Genomic DNA, 22875 nt, shown 5'->3' with positions numbered 1-22875 from the left:
GTCTACAGCCCGGTTGTTGCTGGAGGCGTTATTTCAGCGTCTTCACAAAGCCGTCCGCCTCGGCAATCGCGGCATTCATGCGGGTGAGAAGCGTCTGAATGTCGCCCTCAATCTCCTGGGCGCGGCCACGCAGTGAGCCCAGTGCCTCGGCATTGAGGTTGTGCTTCAGATAGAGGACGTGGTCCTGCAGCTTCTTGAGCACTGGAGGCATGGCCTCATAGGAACGATGGAGGGCGCTGGAGACGTTGTCAAAGTTCGTCCGGGTCTGGGCCAGCTTGTTCCGGCTGGAGCTTGAGAGCGTGGGGTCATCCATCTGGCGGATTTCTCCCTCCCATTCGCGGAAGAGGTCGGAGGCCACCCGGTCCATTTCCTTGATGCGGCCTTGCACGGCTTTGGTGTCGGCGGCGCAAGATTCATACTCTGCTTTGAGCTTGTCGTAGGCTTTCTCCAGATTGCTGCCGCTGCGACCATAGATGGCCTGGAGCTGTTCGAGGGCGTCCTTGTATTGTTTCCCGGCATCTTGCTGTTCTCCACGGGCGGCCTTCACGGCCCGGCGGAGGAGATCGCGTTTCTCGAAGCCGACCTTCTCCATGGCGGTGTAGTACACCGTGCGACATCCAGCGAAGGCGGGCAGAACGGCAAGAGCAAGCAGGGCGCGGCGGGAAGTGTTCATGGGGAGTGATGGCCGATGTTGAACGGCTTGCTCCGATGCGGAGCGCGCCTTTGCCATGAGCTGTTATCTGGATGGGAAAATGTTGTCAACCTTTCCTCATGCTTGTTGAGTGACCAGGCGTCTGTGACCTGATTCCGTACACATTTCCCCATGTTTGATCCCGCGAAGTTCACCTTGTTCCTGCTGGCTTCCGTGCTGCTGATTCTCACACCCGGGCCGGCGGTACTGTACATCGTGACGCGCAGCATCAGTCAGGGGCGCCTGGCAGGATTGGCATCTGTGGCCGGAGTGGGATTGGGGAATCTGACCCATGCCATCTTCGCGGCGCTGGGGCTGTCGGCTATTTTGGCCACGTCGGCGACACTGTTTTCCGTCTTGAAGTATGCCGGAGCCCTGTACCTCATCGTCTTTGGCATTCGCAAGTTCATGTCCAAGCCGATGACCGTGGAGACCCTGAGCTTTCAGGTGGAACGGTTGAGGGCAGTCTTCTGGCAAGGGTATGCGGTGGGGACGCTCAATCCCAAGACCGCGCTTTTCTTTCTGGCGTTCTTGCCGCAGTTCGTGGCCAAGGGAGCGGGCTATGTGGACCCCTGGTTGCAGATGCTGGTGATGGGATGCGTTTTCGTGGTCATGGCCATCCTCAGTGATGGTCTGTACGCGCTGATGAGTGGAACCCTCGCCCCTTGGCTCCGCCGAAGCTCGGTACTGAAACACGAGAAGTACATTTCCGGAGTGGTCTATTGCGGGCTGGGAGTGGCGACTGCGGCGGGTGGAAAGTAGAATTCGATTCGGGAATTCGCCAGTTGCCCCTTGGCAAGGGAAGGGCTCCCCGCTATCGATGCCACTATGTTGCGCCTCGGCCACCTATCCGCCTGCCTCTCACTGGTCGTCTTGGGCTTGGGCAGCCCGCTGATCCATGCTCAGGCACCAGCGGTGTCAGCACCCACCCAGGCAAATGTGGCCTACGGACCGCACCCCAAGCAGGTGTTGGACTTCTGGAAGACTCCCAAGGCTGGCCAGGGACCGGTGCCGCTGTTATTTTTTGTGCACGGCGGGGGCTGGATGAATGGCGACAAGGCCAACCCGGACTTTCTGGCAAAGTGCCTGGAGTCGGGCATCTCGGTGGTGTCGATCAACTATCGTCTCATCCCGGATGCCATTGCTGAGAAGGTGGCTCCGCCCGTCAATGCGTGCCTGGATGACTCTGCCCGGGCATTGCAGTTCGTCCGCACGAAGGCGGTGGAGTGGGGGGTGGACAAGAAGCGTATTGCAGGGTGTGGTGGATCTGCCGGAGGCTTCAACGTGTTGTGGCTGGCGCTCCATGATGACCGGGCGGAACCGGGAAGTACGGATCCGGTGGCACGCGAATCCACCCGGCTCACGTGCGTGATGGCATTCGTGCCTCAGACCTCGCTGGATCCCAAGCAGATGCGGGAATGGATCGCCAACAATGACTATGGTCACCACGCCTTCACGCTGCCCAGCTACCAGGACTTTCTGGACAAGCGCGAGTCGCTGATGCCGTACATCAAGGAATTCTCACCGTACGAACTGGCGTCGAAAGGCGACCCGCCACTGTACCTGTTCTATGATTCTGTCCCGGCGCTTGGTCAACCGCACAAGGATCCGCCGCATTCCGCCAACTTTGGAGCCGGACTGGTGGAGAAGCTAAAAACGGTGGGAGTGCCGTACGAGTTCAACTACACGGGTGCCAAAGATGTGAAGCATCCGGACATCTTCGGCTTTCTGGTGGAGCAGTTGAAGCCTTGATCGATTCGCAATCCCGATCCGCAGGAGCTTGCAGAGCGTTTCTGCGGCTGGTAGGATGGGGGCGAATATGATGCGCGTTTCTCTCTTTCTGTGGGGTTGCACCGTGAGTGCGGCATTGCACGCTGCTCCTGTAAAGGTGGAGGTGGTGCCGGAAGGGGGGCTCAAGCGCGGCGGGGAACCGTATTTCATTCACGGCGCGGGAGGGGATGGCCCGCTCAAGCTGCTGAGGGCGCGGGGTGGAAACTCCGTGCGCACCTGGGGACACGAGGGTTTGGGGGCGAAACTGGATGAAGCCAACGCTCTGGGGCTCACCGTGGCGGCGGGCATCTGGCTGGAGCCGGAGTGCTCATGGTTCTCCTACAGCTGGCCGGAGCATTGTGACCGGCAGGCGGCGCGGGTGAAGCAGATCGTGACCGAACACAAAGACCACCCGGCGCTGCTGCTCTGGGGGCTGGGGAATGAGATGGAGGGGGATGGGGGAAATGCTGCGCTGTGGAAACAAGTGAACCGGCTGGCGAAGCTGGTTCATGAAACAGACCCTGCCCACCCGACCTTTACGGCCCTGGCAGGCATCAGTGACCTGAAAGCAAAAGGGCTGAACGAACATGCCCCTGATCTGGATTTTGTGGGAATCAATACCTATGGGGCTCTCCCGGGACTGAGGGAGACGCTGGCGAAGCTGGGGTGGAAGCGTCCCTGGCTGGTGACGGAATACGGTCCACGGGGCTTCTGGGAGGTCGGAAAGACTTCATGGGGCGCTCCGCTGGAAGATACCAGTACGCAGAAGGCGGAGTTCCTGAAGATGGCGGCCACCAAGGCATTGGGCCCGGGAGCCACGGGGGGATGTGCTGGTGGATATGCCTTCCTCTGGGGCCAAAAACAGGAGGCCAGTGCGACGTGGTTCGGGCTGCTAACAGAGGACGGCGCGGCGACGCCGTCCGTGGATGTGTTGCAAGAGGTGTGGAGCGGACAGAAACCCTCCAACCGCGCTCCGGCGGTGGAGCCCTTGCGTTGTGATCAGGCGGGGCAGACGGTGCGCCCCGGGCAGAAGTTCTCTGCAAGGATGGTGGCGCAAGATCCAGACGGCGATACGCTCAGCTACGACTGGCGGGTGTTGTCGGCCCGCGGAGCGCGGGACAGGGAAGGCCGCGAGCTGACGCCACCTGCCCACCCGGCATCCATCCTGGAGGTTAAAGGAAGTAACGCATCATTCGCCGCGCCTGTCCAACCTGGGGAATACCGGATCTATGGCTATGCGCGAGATGGTCAAGGGGGCGTGGGCACGGCCAACTTGGCGATCCGCGTTATTCAACCTTGAAGCGGGCCAGTTCCACTGGCGCGTCCTTGGGGCGGCGCAGTGGAACACGTGAGATGGGCTCAATGCGTGGCTGTGGATGGCCGCTGCGTTTCGCCATGGAGGCAAACCATGAGGCGGCGCGCTGGGCCAGTTGAGCCCCATTGTGCACCTGAAGCTTGTCCTTCATCCTTTGGCGGTGGGTTTCCACCGTCTTGCTGCTGACGCCCAGCTCTTGGGCGATGCTGGTGCTGCTCATGCCCCGACCGATCATCCGGAACACCTGCAGCTCGCGGTCAGAGAGGCGTGACACCTCAGCGTCCCGTGGGCGGCCCAAGGCTCCACAAGAGAGGTCCTGCAAAAGACTGCTGGAAACGCGGTTGCTGGCATAACGCCGGCCTTCTTGTACGGCATCCATGGCGGCCAGCACCTCACCTGGCTCATCTTGAGTGGTCACATAAGCCTCGGCACCGGCACGGAAGGCGCGCTGCACCGACTCTGTGTCAACCAGACTGCTGATGACGATCAAGTGGGAAGATGGGACAAAGCGATGCAAATCTTTGATGAGCACGACGCCGTCTCCTTGAGGAAGAACCAGATCCAACAGCACAAAGCGGGGCGTCAGTTCTGTGGCAAGAGCCAGCGCCGTTGCCGGGTTGCTGGTCTCTCCACAGGTTGCGCATGCGCGTTGTGATTCAAACAGCGACCGCAGTCCTACTCGCACCAGCGGTTCGCCGTGAACTATCAGTACTGAGTGCTGATTCATGTTTACAGGACATCAAGGGTATCAGGTGGAGTCCTATTACCTATAGTGTAGCACGTGGGTTTGTCGTTAGAATTTTTTGTGAAGTGAGCACCTGACAGATTTGTCAGGTAAAGCATCCACGAATTGGCGTGAAACCCACTCAATAACAAGCGACTACATCATGGTGGTGCCGACCGCACCGTCGATGAAATAATGTCTGATTTGTCCGGCATTATTGCGAATATTTGCATGAGCGTGTCTGAATGCTGAGGAACTCAAGGCGTTGACGGTCTATTTGGTGCCGGTGTCGCCAAAAGCTACGGTGCGGTTGGCGTGCGGGTGATCCGCAAGGGGCTGCCACATTTCCAGCAAGACGGTGCCCCGGGTTTTGCCAGCCTTTACGGGCGACACGGGTGTGATGCTTTGTTTTTCTAGAGAAGCAATGGATGGCGCGAGTGGTTGTGGTTCAATCTTCCGGTCTGGAGCTCTTTAAATGCCTGGTCCCAGGCAGCGACGATTTCTGAATCGAGGGGGGCATCCAGTCGCGCCTGATAGCCTGGGAGGTTGTAGGCTTGAACTGCACCGTCGGCGGTGAAGCGGCTGGAGGGATCGAGCGTGCCCTGACGCGCGCCGTAGCTACGGAGGTTCAGGACTTCCCCGGCGAAGGGTTCGGCCTGAAGGTGCCAATAGGCCGCGGAACTCCGTTCTTGTCGAGCAATGGCTGACGCTGATTGATTGTGACTCCTTTTGGGACCGTCGGCGGTCTTTGGGCTCTACCGGGGCGTTCCAGGTGCGAGTGAGCCCTGTCAGTTCGATGCTGACAGGGCGGCACGGGCTGGTGGTGTGGGCAAAGGACGCTGTAGTACGCGGTCAGTAAGCAGAAAGCAGGGCAGGTGCGCCAATAGCAGGAGCAGGCTGACCCCATAGAACGGGAGATAGTGCGGCCAGGACATGCTGCCAAACCATAGAATCAGCCCGTACACCTCGATGGACTTGATCAGGACGAGAATCAATCCTGTGACCAGCAAGGCGACGATCGCGGCGGACCAAGTGCCAGGAATGAGGCGGCGTGGTGTGATAAGGAAGTGAAGACCCAACCAGCGGACAAAGGCGATAACAAGGATCTGGAAGACAGAACAGGCGACGAGCACTGCCGTGAAATCGTTGTTCATCGGCTGGGGGAGGGAGGACTGGTTGGGACTATGTCCGAAGGAAGCGATGAGAAGATCGATGCCATAACTCAGGAGCAAAAGCGCCCAGGCGAGCCAGGCCAGAATCAAAACCGTGATGGAGGCGCCCGTCAGGCGCGTTTTAGCGGGGTAGGGCGGGGTGGACATGGGTGTGGATCAAGACCTTGGCAAAGGTCCAAGGTGAGGCACGCGGTGCAAGATGAATTTGGTGAATTGATGGGGAAAATCCTGTCAAAAAAATGCGGAGTCCAGCCGGATGATGGGCCGTTCTTTCTGCTGCGAGGTTGATCGCCCTAGACGACCTGAGGAGTTCCTGATCGTCCTGCGTCCCGGTGTTTTGTTTGTGGTCGGAGCTGTAGTGCCGACCGCTATGCTGAAACCTGTGCGGTTGAGGCCGCTGAAAATGATCAGCCCCGGTGGAGAGGTCTCCGCCGGGGCTGATCGGATCCAGGTCCTGTGGTGAAGCAGTTCGTCTTAGGCGGCAGCAGGGGCCGTCGGCAGCGAGGGGATGCCGATGGTCACGTCTGTGTCTGCCTCATAGTTCACGCCTTCCAGACCGAAGCCAAAGAGGCGGAGGAAGCTGGACTTGTAGCCTTCAAAGTCGGCAAGTTCGGCGAGGTTCTCGGAATTCACTTCTTTCCAGCGCTGGCCGACGAGCTCCTGCACCGCAGGGGCCATTTCCCAGTCGTCCACACGGATGCGGCCGGCCTCGTCTGGTTGGGGGGTGCCGCTGTACATGCGATCGCGGAAGAGACGGTCCATCTGCTCAATGCAGTCCTCATGGGTCCCTTGATCTTTCATCACCTTGTAGAGGAGGGAAATGTAAAGGGGCACCACGGGGATGGCGGAGCTAGCCTGAGTAACCAGTGCCTTGTTGACGGAGACCCAGGCCTTGCCGCCGAGAGGGGCGAGGTGAGCGTCGAGCACTTTCTGGACGCGCTCCACATCTTCCTTGGCACGGCCAATGGTGCCATTCTTGTAGATGGGCCAGGTCACTTCAGGCCCGATGTAGGAATAGGCAACGGTCTGCACGCCCTGTGCCAGGACGCCAGCCTCGAGGAGGGCATCGATCCAGAGCAGCCAGTCTTCGCCACCCATGACGGCGATGGTCTGCTCGAGATCATCGCCTGCGGCTGGCTCGATGGTGACCTCGTTCACCACACCCGTGTTGGTGTTGAGGTTCTTGTTGGTGTAGCTCTCACCAATTGGCTTGAGGACGGAATTGTACACCTGACCGCTCTTCGGATCGGTGCGGCGAGGGGAGGCGAGGCTATACACCACGCAATCCACCTGACCAAGGTCGGCCTTGATGGCGGCAATGACTTCCGCCTTGATGGCGTCCGAGAAGGCGTCGCCGTTAAAAGAGCGGGCGTAGAGGCCCGCGGCGGCGGCTTCTTTCTCAAAAGCGGCCGTGTTGTACCAGCCGGCGGTGCCGGTGCGGTTGCCTTCGGCAGCGCGCTCAAAAAACACCCCGATGGTGGCGGCGTTCGAGCCAAATGCGGCGGCAATACGGGAGGAGAGGCCGTACCCGGTGGAGGAGCCGATCACGAGGACTTTCTTTGGGCCATTCGCCACAGGGCCGCGGCTCTTCACGACCGCAATCTGGTCGGCCACGTGCTTTGCACATCCCTCAGGATGAGCGGTGGTGCAGATGAACCCGCGAATTTTAGGGGAAACGATCATAGAGACCGTCAGCGTTGTCTGCTCCGGGCGGGGCCGCAACTGATTTCTGTGAGGCCGGAGGGGTGGGGCGGGGGCTTATTGAGACAGGATTTACAAGATTTTTGAAGGATTTACAAGATGGGCAAAAGGGGCGGACTCGAGTGTGAATGGCGATTTGGGAGTGCCTGAGTGACAGCCCGATCCTTTGATGTTAGGGTGCTGCTCGCACGCAAGAAATCGCCGCTACCCAGATGATGCTCGACGAAGTCATTGGCAAGATTGACCGCCTTAAACAAGAGTGGGATGCCGCCCAGCCTCTCCCAACCGCGGATCGTGATCGCCTCTGGCGTAAGTTTCGCCTGGAGTGGAACTACAACTCCAACCACATCGAGGGTAACACCCTTACGTACGGAGAAACGGAGTTGCTGCTCATCTTCGGTCAGACCGAAGGAGGGCATGCTTTCCGTGAGTACGAGGAGATGAAGGCACACGATCTGGCGATCGATTATGTGCGGGAACTCGCGCGAGCTCCCCAACCGGTGACAGAAGGGGATGTCCGCTCGCTCAACAAGATGCTGCTGAAGGAGCCGTTCTGGAAGGCGGCTGCCACGTTTGAGGGAGAGGCGACACGCAAGCAGATCATACCCGGCGAGTACAAGACCTCTCCCAATAATGTGAGAACTGCTACTGGTGAAATCTTCCAATTTGCAGATCCCATCGATATCCCGGCCAGGATGTCGGCATTGATTGCCTGGTTGCGACACGCCCTCGAATCAGGCGAGGATGATGTGACGCGCATCATCGGAAAGTTGCACCATGAGTTCGTCCTCATTCACCCGTTTGACGATGGTAACGGAAGGGTGGCGAGATTGCTGGTAAACTACGTGCTTTATCGCCTGGGTTACCCGCCCATCATTATCAAGAGCAGAGACAAGAAAAACTATTTGGCGGCCTTAAATCGCGCCGATGTTGGGGATCTTGATGCATTCGTTTTGTATCTGGCAAACGAGCTGGTCTGGTCACTCGAAGTATCTTTGAAGGCCGCAAGGGGGGAGAGCATTGAAGAGCCCGATGATGTGGACAAGGAGGTGGCCATCTTCGCGCGGCGCCACCAGGCTCGGGCCAAGCCTCCTGAAAAGTCGGTGGAGTTGGTGCAGGCTAACGCCCGTCAGGTGTGGATTCCAACTATGCAGATGGTCATAGAGAAGCTGTCACCTTTGCTTGGCATCTTTGGCAATGCGCAGTGGAGCGTGTCTCAACATCTAAAGCCCGGAATCTATGGGTTTTCGGAGAAACCATGTAAGGAGTGGTCCGGCTCTGTTCAGAGTTTTGAGACTGGATGGCACGATGTGCTGCTGGTCTATAGTCGCAGTCAATCGGGCGCGCTTGTCGTGCCTGATCGATTCGACTTTCTCATTTCATTGGAGGGTTTCCTGGCCGAAGGTCGCCAAGTGAAAGCCAGACAGTCGATTCATATTCAGCTGGATGCATTTTCTTGGGCGCTGTCTGCCATCAATGTGGATTTTCCCAAGCTGAGTCACAGGTATGATGATCCCGTGACTCATGAAAAACAAACGCAGCTCGCGAACATGCTTGTGAAGGACCTCTTGAAGCAAGTTCAAGATCAGACTCAATCCAAGTCCTGATCGTTGCGTTCAAAGAGACTCTGTCCGATTTTTCATCCAACGTGTTGCGTGAAGGATCTTGTAAATCTTCTGAAAATCTTGTCAATCCTGTCTCGGTTTCATGAACCCACCTGCGGGGCGATGATCTTCGAGGGGCGGGTGCTGTCGTGCCAGATGGTGTTGATGGCTTTGACGGAGTTCTTCATCCAGTCGCGGGTTTGCGGGCCACCGGTCTGGTTGTTGGGTTCGTAGAGGGGGGCGCCGGTGGAGGCGATGGTGACGCGGATGCGGTGGCCTTTGTTGAAGATGATACTGGTGTGTCCGACGTGAAAGGAGAGGCGGGTGGGTTCGCCGGGCGTGAGCAGCTTTTGCTTGTCGTATCCTTCGCGATAGCGGGCGCGCATGGGGTAGTCCATGAGCAGCATGCTGCGCCCATCGGGATACACATCGCTGAGGCGGATGATGAAGTCCGTGTCTCGGGCGGTGGAGCTGATGTGGAGCTCGGCCTGGATTTCGCCCGTCCATTCCACGGGTGCGGTGAGGACCTCGGTGGTCCAGGTTCGGACTTCGCTTTGGGCTTCGAAGGGGCGGGAATCTCTGGCCCCTGGGAAGGAGGTGCCCGGGATATTCATGGGCTGGCGGGGATCACTGGCGTAGCTGGTTGAGCTGCCGGAGGCTGCTGGTGCGCTGGTGGCAAGCTGACCGTCGGATTGCAGGAAATAGGCGGTGGGCGTTGACTTGGGTGGCCAGTCCACAGTGCTGCGCCATTCGTTGCCCGGGGCGCTTGGCTCACCTGTCGCCCCCATGACGTAGTAGCGCACGGCTGGCTCCTTCTCGACGGCGTTGTCTTCGCCCTTCAAATAGTGGGCAAACCAGCGGATCATGTGGGCCAGTTCGGGAAAAGTCGCGTTTTCGGGGTAGGTCATCTCCGCCACCTTGCTGCCTTTGTTGAGCCGTCCGTGCAGCCATGGCCCCAGCAGGAGCTGTTGTGCACCCCGGGAAGCCGGGCCTCCTTGTTTCTGACGGCCAATGTAGCTGGCGATGCTCCCCTGGTTCATGAAATCATACCAGCTCCCGATGGTGAAGCAGGGCACGTTCATCCTGGGGAAATGCCGGGAGGCATCTTCCGCCTGCCAGTAGGTGTCGTAGTTGGGGTGCAAGTCCCATTCCGCGAGCAGGGCATCGTGATCGGCGTAGTTCCGTGCCACCTTGCCCATGGCCACGTAGCGTTCCGGCCGGGTGGCACCGCCGATGCGGTAGCCTTCATGAAAAAGGCTGAGCCCAGTGTCCACCATGTACTGGCAGGTCAGGTGAGGGGGCTGGGAGACGGCCAGGTAGTTCTGCGCATAGCCGCCCTGCGAGCTGCCGAAGGTGCCGATCTTTCCCGTGCACCAAGGCTGCTGAGCCAGCCACTCGCACACGTCATAGCCGTCGCGCAACGGCCCCCATTGCATGGTCCGGTAACCCACCCAGGTGCCTTCGCTTTCGTGCGTGCCGCGGTAGTTGACCATCGCGACGGCGAACCCGGCACGCGCCAGATCGGCAGCGGCCTTCCGGGTGCCAAGCCCGGTGAGGTCAGCGTAGCGCTGCTCGAAGATGGCGGGTAACTGCCCCCGGTCACGGACCGGCGTATAGAGATAGGCGGACAGGTTCTTCCCGTCTCTCATGGGGATCCTGATATGCTCTTCTTTGACCTCCGGATCGCCCAGTGGTTTGAGCGGAGCCGCCGTTGCGAGGAGAGCGGAACAAGACCAGACCAAAGCGGGGAGGAGGGGGAGCCGGGAAAACAGCATGGGAACGAGACGCTCGACCACGCTGAGACCTTTCCCGGCAGTGAGGAAAGGAACACAAGGCGTGACAAATGGACCATGGGGCAGGAGTTTTTGCGCCTGCAGTCTGCGCGAGACGTATGGAGTTTAATGTCATCCAATGTCAGAACGCCCTTGCCTTGTCTGGGGCTAGACTATTGTTATGTCCGACCCACATTCATCGTGCTCCGGAGCGAAAGCTCCTCTGATCCCCGAGGTGCCATCGGAGTTCGTCCGGCTCTCGACCCCGCAAGAGCGCTGGCATGCCTCCACCCGGCTGACCCTGGAAGAGATGGCGGCGTTGCAGAACGAGAACGCTCAGCCGGAACTGGAGCCGGATCCGGTCATCCTCTGGACAAGCTCCCTGAGATAGACTCCGCGTCCCTTGTGTATGGTCTGCGGGAGACGCGTCGTCTTACCTCCCGGGAGCACGGACAGGAGCATGAAGTATTCTTTGATGCCCAGACGCAGAGAGTCGTCAAGCTTACGAAGCCGGGCTTGTACGGAGCCCGGGGATGTTTGAGCGACTACCTGAAGCAGATGGAGTATGGCAATCGGAGATTCCAGGATGATGTGATGATTGAGGGTTGGGCGCTGATGCCAGGTGAACACGCACCAAGACTGGTCGCTACTCAGAGCTGGTGTGCGGGGAGGCTTTCCACCGCCCGGGAGATTGCGGCTTACATGACGTGCTTGGGGTTCGCCGAGATCTTTGAGGGGGCCTGGTGGCACACGGGCGAGGAAGTGAAGGTCACGGATGCCTTGCCGAAGAACTTTCGAACACTCCCTGGAGGGTTGGTTCAGCCAATCGATCTCCTCATCTCCTGGCCCCGATCAGCCTCTGCCATCGAACGGATCGAGAACATGGTGTACGCCCGTCAGCGGGGCTTGTGACGGAAGGGTAGTTTCCTGGGTGTGGCGTGATGGAAGTGATAAGAAGGGTTGTTTGGTCGTGCCTTGATTCGGTTCCCTGATTTTCTCTGTACAGGCCTGATGAATTTGGCGAGCCTGAAATCCTCAGAAGCAGCCCCCATTTTTCTCTGGTTCATCCTTTGAAAGGCCAACATGATTTTGCTGCCCCGTGAATGGGTCTGGGAATGGGAGGCATCGGCGGGGGCAGGTGATTGGCTGGTGAGCGGGGCCGGTCCGGCGTCCCTCCAGGACGCAATGGCGCAGGGTGGCCGGTTGACCGGTGATTGTCGCCACCGGTTAATTTCCGTGGTCCTTCCGGGCCCGGGCAGTCTATTGGGATGATGCTCCTGCGGGACTGAGGGCCGCAGGAGCATCGCCTTGAGAACTTCACTTCACGGTTCGGAGGTACTCAAACAGATCGGACACCTGTTGATCTGGCAGGGCATCGAGGATGCCCTCGATCATCAGGGAACGGTTGGTGAATTCAGCCTTGGCCACTTGAGCGGCAGGCACGCGTACTTCCGCCCCGCCCATCAACCGCAGGGTGATGCCCGAGTCATCGCGGGTGACCAGGAAGCCTTCAAGCTGACGGTTGTCCCGGGTGTCCACGCGGAATGCCCGATAGCCGCCCTCGACAGCGGCGTTCGGAGTGATCAGGGCGCGCAGGAGGCCGTCGAGATCCCTGTGACCGGAACCATCCAGAGCGGGGGCCAGGTTGCCTCCTTTGCCCGCCAGCGTGTGGCAGCTCAGGCACAGGCCGGCGAACAAGGACTGGCCAGATTTGGCGTCGCCTGACTTCTGGGAGATGGCCTTGTACCGGGCGAGTTTTTCCCCGACCACCCGGGCGTCCTTGGCGCTCAGGAGGTGCGGTCCGGCCAACACGGGCGTGACCTTGGTGGTCTTGCTGGCCCCTTTCCAGTCGGAGAGAGGGGAGTGATAGACCACCAGCCCCTCGGGGCGAGGTTCACCGGCGAAGCTGCGGTCAAAGCTGGCGCGAACATCGGCGGCGCTGCGGGCGAGGTTCCACACCCGGTACTCAGTGAGCTCGCCCGAGGTGCCCTTCTGGGAGGGGCTGGTACGGCCTATGTCGCATTGCACGAAGGGTTCCGTGGTGGTCTTGGTGCTGGTCGCGTCCAGCTCCCCATTGAGGTAGATGCGGAAGGTGCCGCCCCCATCGCGAGTCACCGCCACATGGGTCCAGGCACCGGGAGTTATTTCCTTTTGAGCCACGGCTACATCGTGAAGGGTGCCGCCCACATAAACGCGGAACTTCTTGCCGAAGAAATTCAGGTCCAGGTTCTTCCCATTGGAGAGGATGCCGTCTCCGTTGTCGATGCCCTCATCGAGCTTCACCCACGTTTCAACGGTGAAGGGGCCGTTAAGGTCCAGGTTGCTGTCCACATAGCTGTCGTTTTTGCCGTTGAGCTGGAGCACCCGGACAAAGTTCTTCGCCATGCGATCCCAGAGGGATTTCATGGCGGGATCTTCTGGATAGAGTCCGTTCAGGCGCTCCAGCAGGGAGGCATCGATCTCGTTGTCCTTCAGGATGCCTTTGTCGATGGCCGCGAGCAGGACCCGGGCTGAGGACTTGGTTGAGGCGAGGCCTGCGGTCAGGCGACTGCGTTCCACCGGACCCAGCTTGGGCCAGAGGGTGTTGAAAGCAGGTGCCAGCGCGTCTTGCTTGCCAGGAGCCAGGGCGACCAAGGCGGCTGCCCGCAGCGCTGGCGAGACGGATTCATCCTTTAGCAACGGTTCCAGCGGAAGAGCGGCGTCAGGGCTGAGCAGGGTGAGAGCTTCGATGGCAAGCTGGCGACGCGCTTCGGCCTTGGGGGCGGGGATGAAGTTGGCAGAAGCAGGAGCGGTGGATTCATCCACGGCATGCAATGCGGTGTCCACCAAGGTGGGCGCGAGATCCGGAGTGGGGAAGCTGGCGGCATAGGCGACGAGGTCCGCGTTCATCTGGGCGCCAGCGCCTTTCTTGGCCAGAGCAGAAGCCGCCAGGCTGAGCATGCGGGCGGCGCGAGTGCGATCCACCCGGTCACGCTGGCGAACAGCCGCCAGCAGGGCGGGGAGACGGTTGGTCTGCTGACCGAGCAGGATGGTGACGCCTTTTTCCAGAGCAGGAGGGGCCTTCAGCAGGAGCACGATCTCTTCGTCGGTAGGAGCGCGGTTGGCTGCGGCGAAGGCATTGACGAAGCGGGGCAGGGCCTCCAGCTCCGGCAGGGCCAGGGAAGCGAACAGTTTGGCCTCCGCAGGGAGGGCGGCAGCATCGGGGCTGTCCAGGAAGGCGGCCAGCTTGGCGGGATGCTGTTCCAGTGTGGCGCGCACCAGGAAGCGCTGGAACTCGGCCTCATAGGGCGTGGCAGAGTCCGGTGGGACGGCAAAACGGGCCACCAGATCAAGCACGGCGGGTTCGGGCTGTTTGATGCTGTTAAGAGTAAGAACCGCAGCGAAGCGCACCTCGGCATCGGCATCGGTGAGGACGGGTTTCAGGAGATTAACGACCTGCCCCTGGCCCAGCTCTGCGGCAAAGGTGCTGATGGCACGGGCCGCCTCACGACGGTAGTCACGGTCTGCCTCCTTTAGCAGTCCGGCGAGCGGGGCGGAGTCGGTGCCGCCCAGTTCCTCCCAAGTCCAGAGCGCGTGAATGCGGGTGTCGCTCGATTTGTTCTCGTCCATCGCGAGTGTCTTCAGGGTCGGCACCAAGTTTTTAGCCTTGCGCAGGACGAGCTGCTGCCACGCGGCCTTCTGGGCCCACTGGTTGGGTGACTCCAGGTAGAGCAGGAGGTCATCGGTCGGCATCTTGGTCATGTCCGGCACCTGGGCGGGGCGTTGGTCCTTATGGCGGATGCGCCAGATGCGGCCCCGGGTCTTGTCGCGATCGGGATGGATGCGAGGCACCTCGTTGTGGCTGATGATCTTGTTGTACCAGTCCACCACATAGAGCGCGCCATCTGGGCCGAACTGAATGGCGATGGGGCGGAACCAGGGATCCGTGCTGGTCATGAAGTCGTCCAGCTTGGTGAACGTGTAGCCAGAGCCGGCCGCGGTGGCCTTCACCGCCTGCACGCGGTTGGTGATGGGATTGGCCAGGTAGAAGATGCGGTGGTCGCCTTCACCCGTGGAGGATGCCGGCCAGTCAGACTCCTCTTTGAGCGCCAGACCGGAGAGACCCGTGCCGCCCATCTGGGGCGGGCTCAGAGAGGGGGGCTGGATGGGGGCATAGGGCTTGAGCTTCTGGCTGCCGATGCCTGGAACGTGGGTGCCGGGACGGAAGGGGATGATGGGATAGCCCATGTCATTGGCCTCCTGCATGAACATCTCCCCGGTGCGATCCACGGTAAGTCCCCAAATGTTGTTGGGTCCGCTGGAGACCAGTTGGAAGTCGGAGCCATCGGCCCGCATGCGGGCGAGCTTGCAGAAGCTGAAGGGCACACCCTTCTGCGGGTTGGCAGAGAACAAGCCCCCGGTGGCAAAATCACTGCCGTCTGGGCGACGCACTTCGCCGTGGTTGAATGCACCCTGAGCCAGATAGATCCAGCCTCCTGGTCCGGGCGTGAACTGGTGGGCGAAGAGGTGCGAGTCATCAATGCCGAACCCGGAGAGAATGGTGTCAAAGCCATCCGCCTTGCCGTCGCCATCTTTGTCCCGGTAATAGCGGATGTCAGGGCCATGCTGAGCATAGACGCCATCACCCCAAGGCAGGATGCCCAGCGGGATGGCCAGTCCTTCTGCAAAGATGCGAGGCTTGGCCGGTTCGGGACCATAGGGTTGATCGTACACGACGAGCTTGTCCCGTCCGCCGTTCTTGTAGAGCGATTCCGCGAACGGGCGGTTTTCATTGGCATCCACAGGGTAGTCGAGCGCGGTCATGGTCCACATGCGGCCCGCATGATCCCAGGCCACGGAGATGAACTTGCCAATGCCCTCAGTCTCTGCGGCCACGAGTTCGACCTTGAACCCACTAGGCACCTTGAAGGTGGCCAGCTCCTGCTCAGGGGTGAGCGCGGCGGTGCTGACGCTGTTGTAGCTGATGTCCCGCTTGGGTTTGCTTTCGGCAGGCTTCGCCCGGGCGGGGAGCTTGGCCTTCATCCCTTCATAGCCGCCGAGCTTGTCCCAGGTGGTTGCTCCTGCGGTCGGGGCGAGTTCTTCAATGGTAATTTCCTTAACCTGAACAAGGGCCTTGCCTCCGCCATGCACCTGAATGCCAATCCGCCCGTCCTGGGCGATGGTTGCTTCGCCTTCGGTGTAATCGAGCGCTGGCACCCCATTGATCCACGACTGGATGCGCGGCCCTTCAGCGCGGATCCGGTACTCGTTCCAGTCGTTCTTCTTCACTGCGGCGGTCACGGCGGCGGCGTCTTTGGGTTCACCCACTACCTTGTTGCGACGCGATTCGTCGTAGAGCTTGCCCCACCAGCCGTCACCGGCGTCCACCTGATAGCCGCTCATCTCGCGGTTCCCCGGCACCCGCACACTGCGGATCTGGACTCCGCTGTTGATGAAGCCTTCCGTGCCCGTGACTTTGATTTTCAGCCGGAGGTCAAAGTTGTGATAGCTCGGGGTGGTGGCCAGGAAGTCATTGTGAGCCACCTTCTCCGTGAGCGAGCCGCCCGTGATCAGGCCGTCCTGCACACTCCACAGTTTGGCATCGCCCTCCCATCCCTGAAGGGTCTTGCCGTCAAAGAGGGGCACGGTTTCTGCCTGCGCTGAGGGAAGCGCGAGCAAGGGCAGGAGACAAAGGAGCAGTCGGATTCGGGTAGGAAGCATGGCGCGGAAGAGGGTGGACAGGGGATTAAACGCTGCACGGGGGGCGGAATCCATGGCAGAAATCCACCAGCGGGAGATTCATCTGAAAGGGGGGGGCGCGTTCGCGGCATGGGCCCTGGCGAAACGGATGGATCAAAATACCTGTCCATTTTTCGGGGTTGAGGACTCACCGTAGCAGAATTCAATCTTGCTCAATCCTGTCATGTTTTTCCATCTGTTTCCGCGTTTGAGGCACCTTGCCGTGGCTGTTGTAGGTCTTGCTGCGGGTGCCTCGGCCGCACCGGCGGCCTCGTATGATCTCGTGGTCTATGGAGGCACGCCTGCCGGGCTGGCCGCAGGCATCACTGCGGCGCGGGAAGGGGCGTCGGTGGTCGTGATTGAGCCCACCAAATGGATTGGTGGGATGGTGACGGGCGGACTCTCCTCCACGGACCTGGGCAAACAGGAATGCATCGGTGGGTTTCCACGGGAGTACTTCAAAAGGGCTGCGGCGATCAAGTCGGAGACGCCACTTTGGTATGCAGAGCCGCAGGCGAACATGGCCGCGTTCCAGGCCATGCTCAAGGAAGCGGGCGTGAAAGTGGTGACGGAACAATCTTTGAAGGCACTGGAGAAGAAGAGTGGACGGATCACGAGCCTCACCACCGCCGATGGGCAGGTGTATCAGGGGCGGGTCTTTGTGGACGCGACGTATGAAGGGGATCTGCTGGCGGCTTCTGGTGTGAGTCACACTTTGGGGCGGGAGAGTAAAGCGCAGTACGGCGAGCCTCTGGCAGGCATCCACCCGATGCCCGTTCGCCCGCATGGCGCGGATGTCATGGGCGTGGCGTGCAAATGTGTGGGAGGCACCGGGCCGCACTACATCCATGGGACGCCGTGCAAAATCAATGCCCGGGGAGACGACGGCAAGTTGCTGTTTGGGGTCACGGAACTCAAGGGGAAGCCTGGAGACGCGGACAAGCTGACTCAAGCCTACAACTTCCGCGTCTGCGTGACGCAGCGGCCGGACATTCGCGTGCCATTCCCGAAGCCAGAGGGGTATGAGCCCGCCCGGTACGAACTGCTGCTGAGATTGATTCAAAGCTACTCGGAGGTGGCCTTTGGTCGTCTCGTCCATCTTGGGCAGATCGGTCATGGTAAGGTGGACCTGAATGCGCAGGGGTTCTTTTCCACGGACTATCCCGGTGGGAATGTCGGCTACCTGGAAGGGGATGCCGCCACGCGGGAAAGGATCGCGAAGGATCACGTGAACTACGTGCAGGGCCTCCTGTACTTCCTGGGCAACGACTCCCGGGTGCCTCAGAAGCTGCGGGACGAGACCAACACCTGGGGGCTCTGCAAAGACGAGTTCACCGACAACGGTCACTGGCCGTATGCGCTGTATGTGCGGGAAGGGCGGCGCATGATCAGCGACTACGTGATGACCCAGCGCGATGTGCAGCGGGAGATTTTCAAGCCGGACACCGTGGGCATGGGTTCCTTTGTCATCGATTGCCACATAGTGCAGCGCATAGTGGCGGAAGATGGCACGGTCACGGACGAAGGTTCCTTCCAGGACGCCCCCGCGAAGCCGTACCAGATCCCGTACCGCTCCATCGTGCCCAAGAAGGCGGAGTGCGATAATCTCCTCGTACCGGTATGCCTTTCCGCCTCGCACATCGCCACCTGCTCGCTGCGCATGGAGCCCGTGTACATGGCACTGGGGCAGGCCAGCGGTCTCTCTGCGGCCATGGCTGTGAAGGGGAATGTGGCGGTGCAGGATGTTTCGGTGCCTGCCCTACAGGCGAAACTGCGTGAGCAAAAGGCGGTGCTGGATTTGCCCAACCTGGTGCTTGGGCCTGCTTCAGATCAACTGGCTGGCGTGGTGGTGGATGATGCGCATGCGGAGTTCACCGGCTCCTGGGTGTCCAGTGGCTATGGGGCTCCGGTCGATGACGCCAGTCACAATGACGCCGACTCCGGCAAAGGGGAGAAGACCGCCCGTTTTGTCGCCCAGCTTCCCGCGGCGGGCAGGTATGAGGTACGCTTCGCCTACTCGTCTGCGCCCAACCGTGCGGCGAGTGTCCCGGTGGAGATCACCCACGCGGGCGGCGTTGCCAAGGTATGGGTGGATGAACGCAAGCCGGGCGTGCATGACAAGGTTTTTGTCAGCCTGGGAACCTTCGATTTCGCGGCCAACCAGCCTGCCTCTGTGCAGGTGAGCAATGCCTGGACTAGGGGCTTTGTCTCAGTGGATGCGGTGCAATGGCTCCCGGTGAAGTGAGGTGGGACCTCAGTGATTTCCCTTTTTTTCTGGGTCGGGTGGAGGTAGCCTCTGGTTATGTCCGACCCGACTGCACGTTTCTCCGACCGTGTTGACAACTACGTCAAATACCGGCCGGGCTACCCTCTGGCGGTCCTCGACCTGCTGAAAAAGGAGGCGGGCTGGAATGAGCAATCCGTCGTGGCCGATGTGGGATCCGGCACGGGGATTCTCACTGAAATGTACCTGCAGGCGGGGAACGAGGTTTTTGCGGTGGAACCCAACCTGGAGATGCGCACGGCGGCCGAGCGCCTGCTGGCGGGCTACCCCCGGCTCCACAGCGTGGCGGGCACGGCCGAGCAGACAGGGCTGGCGGACCACAGTGTGGATCTGGTGTCCGCAGGGCAGGCATTTCACTGGTTTGATCCGGTGCGCGCCAAGGTGGAGCTTCAGCGCATCCTGCGGCCTGAGGGGGCGGTGGCGCTGATTTGGAACAAGCGTCTGACCACCACCTCCCCGTTCCTGATCGCTTACGAGGCATTCCTCTTGCAGCATGGCACGGACTACAAACACGTGGACCACACGAGGATCTCCGAGGTGATGCTCGCCGAGTTCTTCCGTCCCGGAAGCTTTACCTATCACTCCTTTTTCAACCGGCAGGTGTTTGATCGCGAAGGATTGCGGGGGCGTTTGTTGTCCTCATCCTATGTTCCCGCAGCGGGGCAGTCAGGCTATGGGCCCATGCTTGAGGACCTTGATGCCTTGTTTGAGACCCACCAGGACGACGGGCATGTCTTCTTTGACTACGATTCCAACGTCTATCTGGGCAGGTTTGAAGGCTGAAGCCCCACCTGAATCATGAGTCCGGGCAAACAGGAGATGGAGTTCGTGGAAACGACGCGGGATGGCCCGCGGTCGAAACGATGGGTGCTGGAGAGCGGCGATTGTCGGGAGCTGGCCGCGCACCGGATCGCCCGGCTCGGACTGGATGAGGCGTGGATGCCCTACCGGCGGGTGCGATTGCGGCCGGCGGGCAGCTTTATTCTGGCATGCACTGCGGGCAAAGGAAGAGTGCTGCTGGACGGCCGCTGGCAGCGGGTCGGTGCAGGCATGGTCTGCATGGCGCCGCCCCGGGTGCTGAATGCCTTTCACGCAGAGGGGGCGGAGGTTTGGCGCTTCGCCTGGTTGCGGTATGACGAGCCAGCGTTCGTGTCACCGATGGTGGGGGCGTCTTCTCCCGTGCTGGCAGCCGAAGGAGCGATGGAGATCGCCCGAGCGATTGACGGTCTAAGGACCGAATGGGAGGGGCATCGGGATCCCAAACTCCTGCACCACTGGATAGAGCTGGCCCACGGGCTGGCACGGCGCGCGGCGCAGCCGTTTGAGATGGAGGCCCGGCTCTGGACCTTGTGGACGAGTGTGCAGCAGAGCCTTGCTGAAGAGTGGACTCTGGAATCACTGGCCAGGGCCTACCACTCCAGCGGAGAGCATCTGCGGCGTGTCTGTCAGCGCGAGTTGGGCCGCAGTCCCATGCAGCACCTGACCTACATGAGAATGCAACGGGCCCGGCAGCTCCTGGAGACGACCAGTGACAAGGTGGAGGTGGTGGCAGGTGAGGTGGGCTACCGGGATGGGCTGGTATTTTCACGCGCTTTCAAGCGCTGGGTGGGCTGTGCCCCGAGCGAGTACCGCCGAAGGTGATGCGCAGAAGGATGGATGATTTTTCCATGTGGATAAGTTTCGTCAATCCTCACGCAAGAACGAGGGGGCGGGGTGGGTCCACCCATTAAGGCATGCCCGCCTTTTTGGTGATGCCGGACCCGGGGGGCGGTCTCAAGGGGGGACCACCGGATTGGGGAATGGTTATCTTCCCGCTGCCTTTCAAGGGACGACGATGCGTCCGGGAGAGCAGGCGATGACCATGCGATCACCACCGGGTACCTGGTGGCAGGGTCGGCATGCCCGACATCCACAGCCAGGATGAGCGTCGGCATGTGGTGCCGCCAGGATCCGCCTGCCTTGCCGTGGACTCCGCGAACCTGGACTACTCCCGCATGTACCGTCGCCGTCTCTCTGGCGAGGCCTTGCGGGACTTTCTGTTGTCCGCCGGAGGACGGCCCAGTTTGAGACAGGGAGGGCCGGGTGTGAGGCTGCCCATGCCCCAGGAGGTGAAGGTGACCATTCCCAAGGGGAAAGCCAGCGTGACGGAGGATGTGGCAGAGCATGATCGCCGCAGCATCTATGTGTTTGCCCGGCGGAACTTGCGGTATCCGCTGTTCGAGATTTTTGACCGCCCAGATGCCCTGGCCTCGTGTGCCCGGCGGGAGGTCTCCACCACGGCTCCGCAGTCATTGATGTTGATGAATTCGGCCTTCAGCCTGGAATTGGTGAAGGGCTTGGCCCGGCAGATCCTGATGGCGGGGCAGAGTGATCATGACGCCATGGTGGAGGCGGTATCGTGGCGGTGTCTGTCCCGTGCGGCCAGCCCGGCGGAGAGGGCGTTGGGGCGCGAGTTTCTGAACCGGCAGACTGCGATGACTGAGACCCTGGAGGAGGCGGTGGCGGATTATTGCCTGGCGGTGATCAATAGTAGTGCCTTTTGTTATGTAGATTAGGCGGAGAGTGTGTGTGGGAGAGAGGGCGGAGTCTGGCGAAACGTGGTCTGACGGTTCTTAAAACGGCCTGTGCTTGAGAAGCTCGGGGAGCGCACGCATCCCTGCGTGCTGTTTGCGGCATCTTGCCGCGAACGTCAGGCAGCACATGACATCGCATCCGTCTGAGGTGGAGGTGTTGATGGCGGTGGGGAGAAAGCGGATCCCGTCGGCTTTCCCACCTGATTATCCTCTGCGGAGGTACCCAACGTTGACTCGCTTAGGGCTCGTCCAACGTTGGGCTGTGTTAGAGATCCCCGCTGGGGATCAGCTTCGAACTGAGAATGGCACCTCTGGGTGGTTCCTTGGCGGCCACCCCAGATGCGCGCCAGTTGGTCTGTTCTCCTTGCGTCGACAACTACAGGGGCGCTGGGTGGTTGGAGACCAAGCACCAGTGGGTGAATGCCGGGGCGTGAGTCGTCGGGGTGGGTGCGGATACAGCGGGTGATTGAGAATGCCTTCTGCCGTGCGAACATCAATGTCGGTCGTAGTTGTCGACGTAAGGAGGCACTAATTTCCCGGTATGCGGTGTTTTCTCGCGGCGTGCTGCCAAGTACCCAAGGGGTTGGGCCGATGCTGACACCGGATGCACTACGTTTCATACGACTTTTGAAACCAAACCTCCCGCTCCGGCGAATCATCCGCAGTCGTCCTGAATGCGCAGGTAAGTTTCCCGCCCACCCATGAAAACCAAATTGTGGAAATACGTCACTGCATCTGGATCACCCGTGCTGCGCGGACTGGGTGGGCTGGCGATGTGCCTTGCTGTTGTTTCCTGTGGGACGGTGGCCGCGCCCGGGGTTCAGGTTTCCTCTCATCGCTTCCCAAGCGGGGGTAAATTGATTCGGGTGGATCGCTACCGGCCTGAGGCTGTCAAACCCGGACCGGCACCCACCGCTGTTCTCGTGCTGCATGGGGCAGGGGGCATGGTCTTTGACGGGCCGGAGATCAAAAGCATGGCGAACGAACTGGCCCTGGCCGGGCATGATGCCTATGTCGTGCACTATTTCGACCGTGCGGGTGGGCCGGTGACTTTTGATTCCGGGATGACCCGGCACTTTGATGTCTGGGTGGGCACCGTGCGGGATGCGGCGACCTGGGTGCGGGAGTCGGAGGGGCAGAAGGGGGCGATCGGCCTCTACGGCTATTCGCTGGGCGGCTTCCTCACCGTGGCAGAGTCATTTCATGATCCCCGGGTGAATGCCGCCGTGGTGCACGCGGGCGGTATTTGGGATGGGTATGACAAGGGAGTGAAACAGGTGCCGCCACTTTTGATGATCCATGGCCGCCAGGACCACCGGGTGGAGTTCAGCCGGTATGTGCCGCAGATGCAGCGCTTTGTGAACTCAAAGCATGGGGCGGCGCAATTCTCGACCTCGATTTATGACGACCAGGATCATCGGTTCAAGGAAATGGCCTTGATCAAGATGCGCCGGGAGACCGTGGCGTTCTTTGACAAGGAGCTGAAGCCCCGCCAAAAAGCGGCCGCGACACTGTCAGCACGGTAGATCAAGCCGTGCGGACCTCGCGCCT

The 22875-nt window shown here is 60.6% G+C and carries 17 protein-coding genes; 11 read left to right on the top strand and 6 right to left on the bottom strand.

Translation table 11 applies throughout. From position 1 onward, the window contains the following. Nucleotides 1–28: 28 nt before the first annotated feature. A complete protein-coding gene (locus VSP_RS21820; protein WP_009963354.1) occupies nucleotides 29–673 on the bottom strand; it encodes a DUF2959 family protein in 645 nt (214 codons plus the stop codon). Between the two features lie 150 nt (nucleotides 674–823). Here VSP_RS21820 and VSP_RS21815 point away from each other — a divergent pair, with 150 nt between their 5' ends. The 3 genes from VSP_RS21815 to VSP_RS36665 all read left to right on the top strand — a co-directional run bounded on the left by VSP_RS21815 (nucleotide 824) and on the right by VSP_RS36665 (nucleotide 3761). Further along, nucleotides 824–1453: a LysE family translocator gene (locus VSP_RS21815; protein ID WP_009963353.1), complete on the top strand. Its 630-nt coding sequence runs from the start codon at nucleotides 824–826 to the stop codon at nucleotides 1451–1453. A gap of 66 nt (nucleotides 1454–1519) precedes the next feature. Beyond that, nucleotides 1520–2443, top strand: a complete 924-nt coding sequence (locus tag VSP_RS21810; protein WP_009963352.1) for an alpha/beta hydrolase — start codon at nucleotides 1520–1522, stop codon at nucleotides 2441–2443. A gap of 103 nt (nucleotides 2444–2546) precedes the next feature. Then, nucleotides 2547–3761 carry a glycoside hydrolase family 2 TIM barrel-domain containing protein gene (locus VSP_RS36665; protein WP_198141208.1) on the top strand — a complete coding sequence of 405 codons (1215 nt, stop codon included), beginning with the start codon at nucleotides 2547–2549 and terminating at the stop codon, nucleotides 3759–3761. On the opposite strand, the gene VSP_RS36660 is transcribed toward VSP_RS36665, so the two are convergent. The 3 genes from VSP_RS36660 to fabV all read right to left on the bottom strand — a co-directional run bounded on the left by VSP_RS36660 (nucleotide 3748) and on the right by fabV (nucleotide 7355). Beyond that, a complete protein-coding gene (locus tag VSP_RS36660) occupies nucleotides 3748–4503 on the bottom strand; it encodes a LuxR C-terminal-related transcriptional regulator (protein WP_009963350.1) in 756 nt (251 codons plus the stop codon). The genes VSP_RS36665 and VSP_RS36660 overlap by 14 nt on opposite strands. A 785-nt stretch (nucleotides 4504–5288) precedes the next feature. Next, nucleotides 5289–5819 carry a hypothetical protein gene (locus VSP_RS21795; RefSeq protein WP_009963348.1) on the bottom strand — a complete coding sequence of 177 codons (531 nt, stop codon included), beginning with the start codon at nucleotides 5817–5819 and terminating at the stop codon, nucleotides 5289–5291. Between the two features lie 327 nt (nucleotides 5820–6146). Continuing rightward, a complete protein-coding gene (gene fabV / locus VSP_RS21790; RefSeq protein ID WP_009963346.1) occupies nucleotides 6147–7355 on the bottom strand; it encodes an enoyl-ACP reductase FabV in 1209 nt (402 codons plus the stop codon). A 230-nt stretch (nucleotides 7356–7585) separates the two neighbouring features. On the opposite strand from fabV, the gene VSP_RS39800 reads away from it, so the two are divergent. Further along, a complete protein-coding gene (locus VSP_RS39800; protein ID WP_009963345.1) occupies nucleotides 7586–8980 on the top strand; it encodes a Fic family protein in 1395 nt (464 codons plus the stop codon). A 98-nt stretch (nucleotides 8981–9078) separates the two neighbouring features. Here VSP_RS39800 and VSP_RS21780 read toward each other — a convergent pair whose 3' ends face one another. Next, on the bottom strand, nucleotides 9079–10626 hold the full coding sequence (locus VSP_RS21780) for a CocE/NonD family hydrolase (protein ID WP_009963344.1): 1548 nt from the start codon (nucleotides 10624–10626) through the stop codon (nucleotides 9079–9081). 304 nt (nucleotides 10627–10930) lie between these two features. Here VSP_RS21780 and VSP_RS21775 point away from each other — a divergent pair, with 304 nt between their 5' ends. Both VSP_RS21775 and VSP_RS21770 read left to right on the top strand, forming a co-directional pair. Next, nucleotides 10931–11140, top strand: coding sequence for a hypothetical protein (locus tag VSP_RS21775; RefSeq protein ID WP_029190661.1), 210 nt, complete (start codon nucleotides 10931–10933; stop codon nucleotides 11138–11140). A gap of 14 nt (nucleotides 11141–11154) precedes the next feature. Continuing rightward, a complete protein-coding gene (locus VSP_RS21770; protein ID WP_029190660.1) occupies nucleotides 11155–11661 on the top strand; it encodes a hypothetical protein in 507 nt (168 codons plus the stop codon). Between the two features lie 405 nt (nucleotides 11662–12066). Here the strand turns inward: VSP_RS21770 and VSP_RS40565 are convergent, their stop codons facing one another. After that, nucleotides 12067–16503, bottom strand: a complete 4437-nt coding sequence (locus tag VSP_RS40565; protein ID WP_009963343.1) for a DUF7133 domain-containing protein — start codon at nucleotides 16501–16503, stop codon at nucleotides 12067–12069. A 148-nt stretch (nucleotides 16504–16651) separates the two neighbouring features. Here VSP_RS40565 and VSP_RS21760 point away from each other — a divergent pair, with 148 nt between their 5' ends. The 5 genes from VSP_RS21760 (at nucleotide 16652) to VSP_RS39795 (ending at nucleotide 22850) form a co-directional block, all read left to right on the top strand. Then, nucleotides 16652–18712 carry an FAD-dependent oxidoreductase gene (locus tag VSP_RS21760; RefSeq protein ID WP_009963342.1) on the top strand — a complete coding sequence of 687 codons (2061 nt, stop codon included), beginning with the start codon at nucleotides 16652–16654 and terminating at the stop codon, nucleotides 18710–18712. Nucleotides 18713–18769: 57 nt separating this feature from the next. Further along, nucleotides 18770–19534 (top strand): class I SAM-dependent methyltransferase, encoded by a 765-nt coding sequence (locus VSP_RS21755; protein WP_009963341.1) that lies wholly within the window; start codon nucleotides 18770–18772, stop codon nucleotides 19532–19534. A 15-nt stretch (nucleotides 19535–19549) separates the two neighbouring features. Further along, a complete protein-coding gene (locus VSP_RS21750) occupies nucleotides 19550–20392 on the top strand; it encodes a helix-turn-helix transcriptional regulator (RefSeq protein ID WP_009963340.1) in 843 nt (280 codons plus the stop codon). 257 nt (nucleotides 20393–20649) lie between these two features. Further along, complete coding sequence (locus VSP_RS21745; RefSeq protein WP_009963338.1) at nucleotides 20650–21306, top strand: DUF1553 domain-containing protein; 657 nt, start codon at nucleotides 20650–20652, stop codon at nucleotides 21304–21306. Nucleotides 21307–22025: 719 nt separating this feature from the next. Next, nucleotides 22026–22850, top strand: coding sequence for a dienelactone hydrolase family protein (locus tag VSP_RS39795; RefSeq protein WP_081452651.1), 825 nt, complete (start codon nucleotides 22026–22028; stop codon nucleotides 22848–22850). The last annotated feature ends 25 nt before the right edge of the window (nucleotides 22851–22875 follow it).

The sequence above is a fragment of the Verrucomicrobium spinosum DSM 4136 = JCM 18804 genome, assembly GCF_000172155.1.
GTDB classification, from domain to species: domain Bacteria; phylum Verrucomicrobiota; class Verrucomicrobiia; order Verrucomicrobiales; family Verrucomicrobiaceae; genus Verrucomicrobium; species Verrucomicrobium spinosum.
Note: the sequence above shows the minus strand (reverse complement) of the source record. Positions and strands in the feature narration are given on the sequence as shown.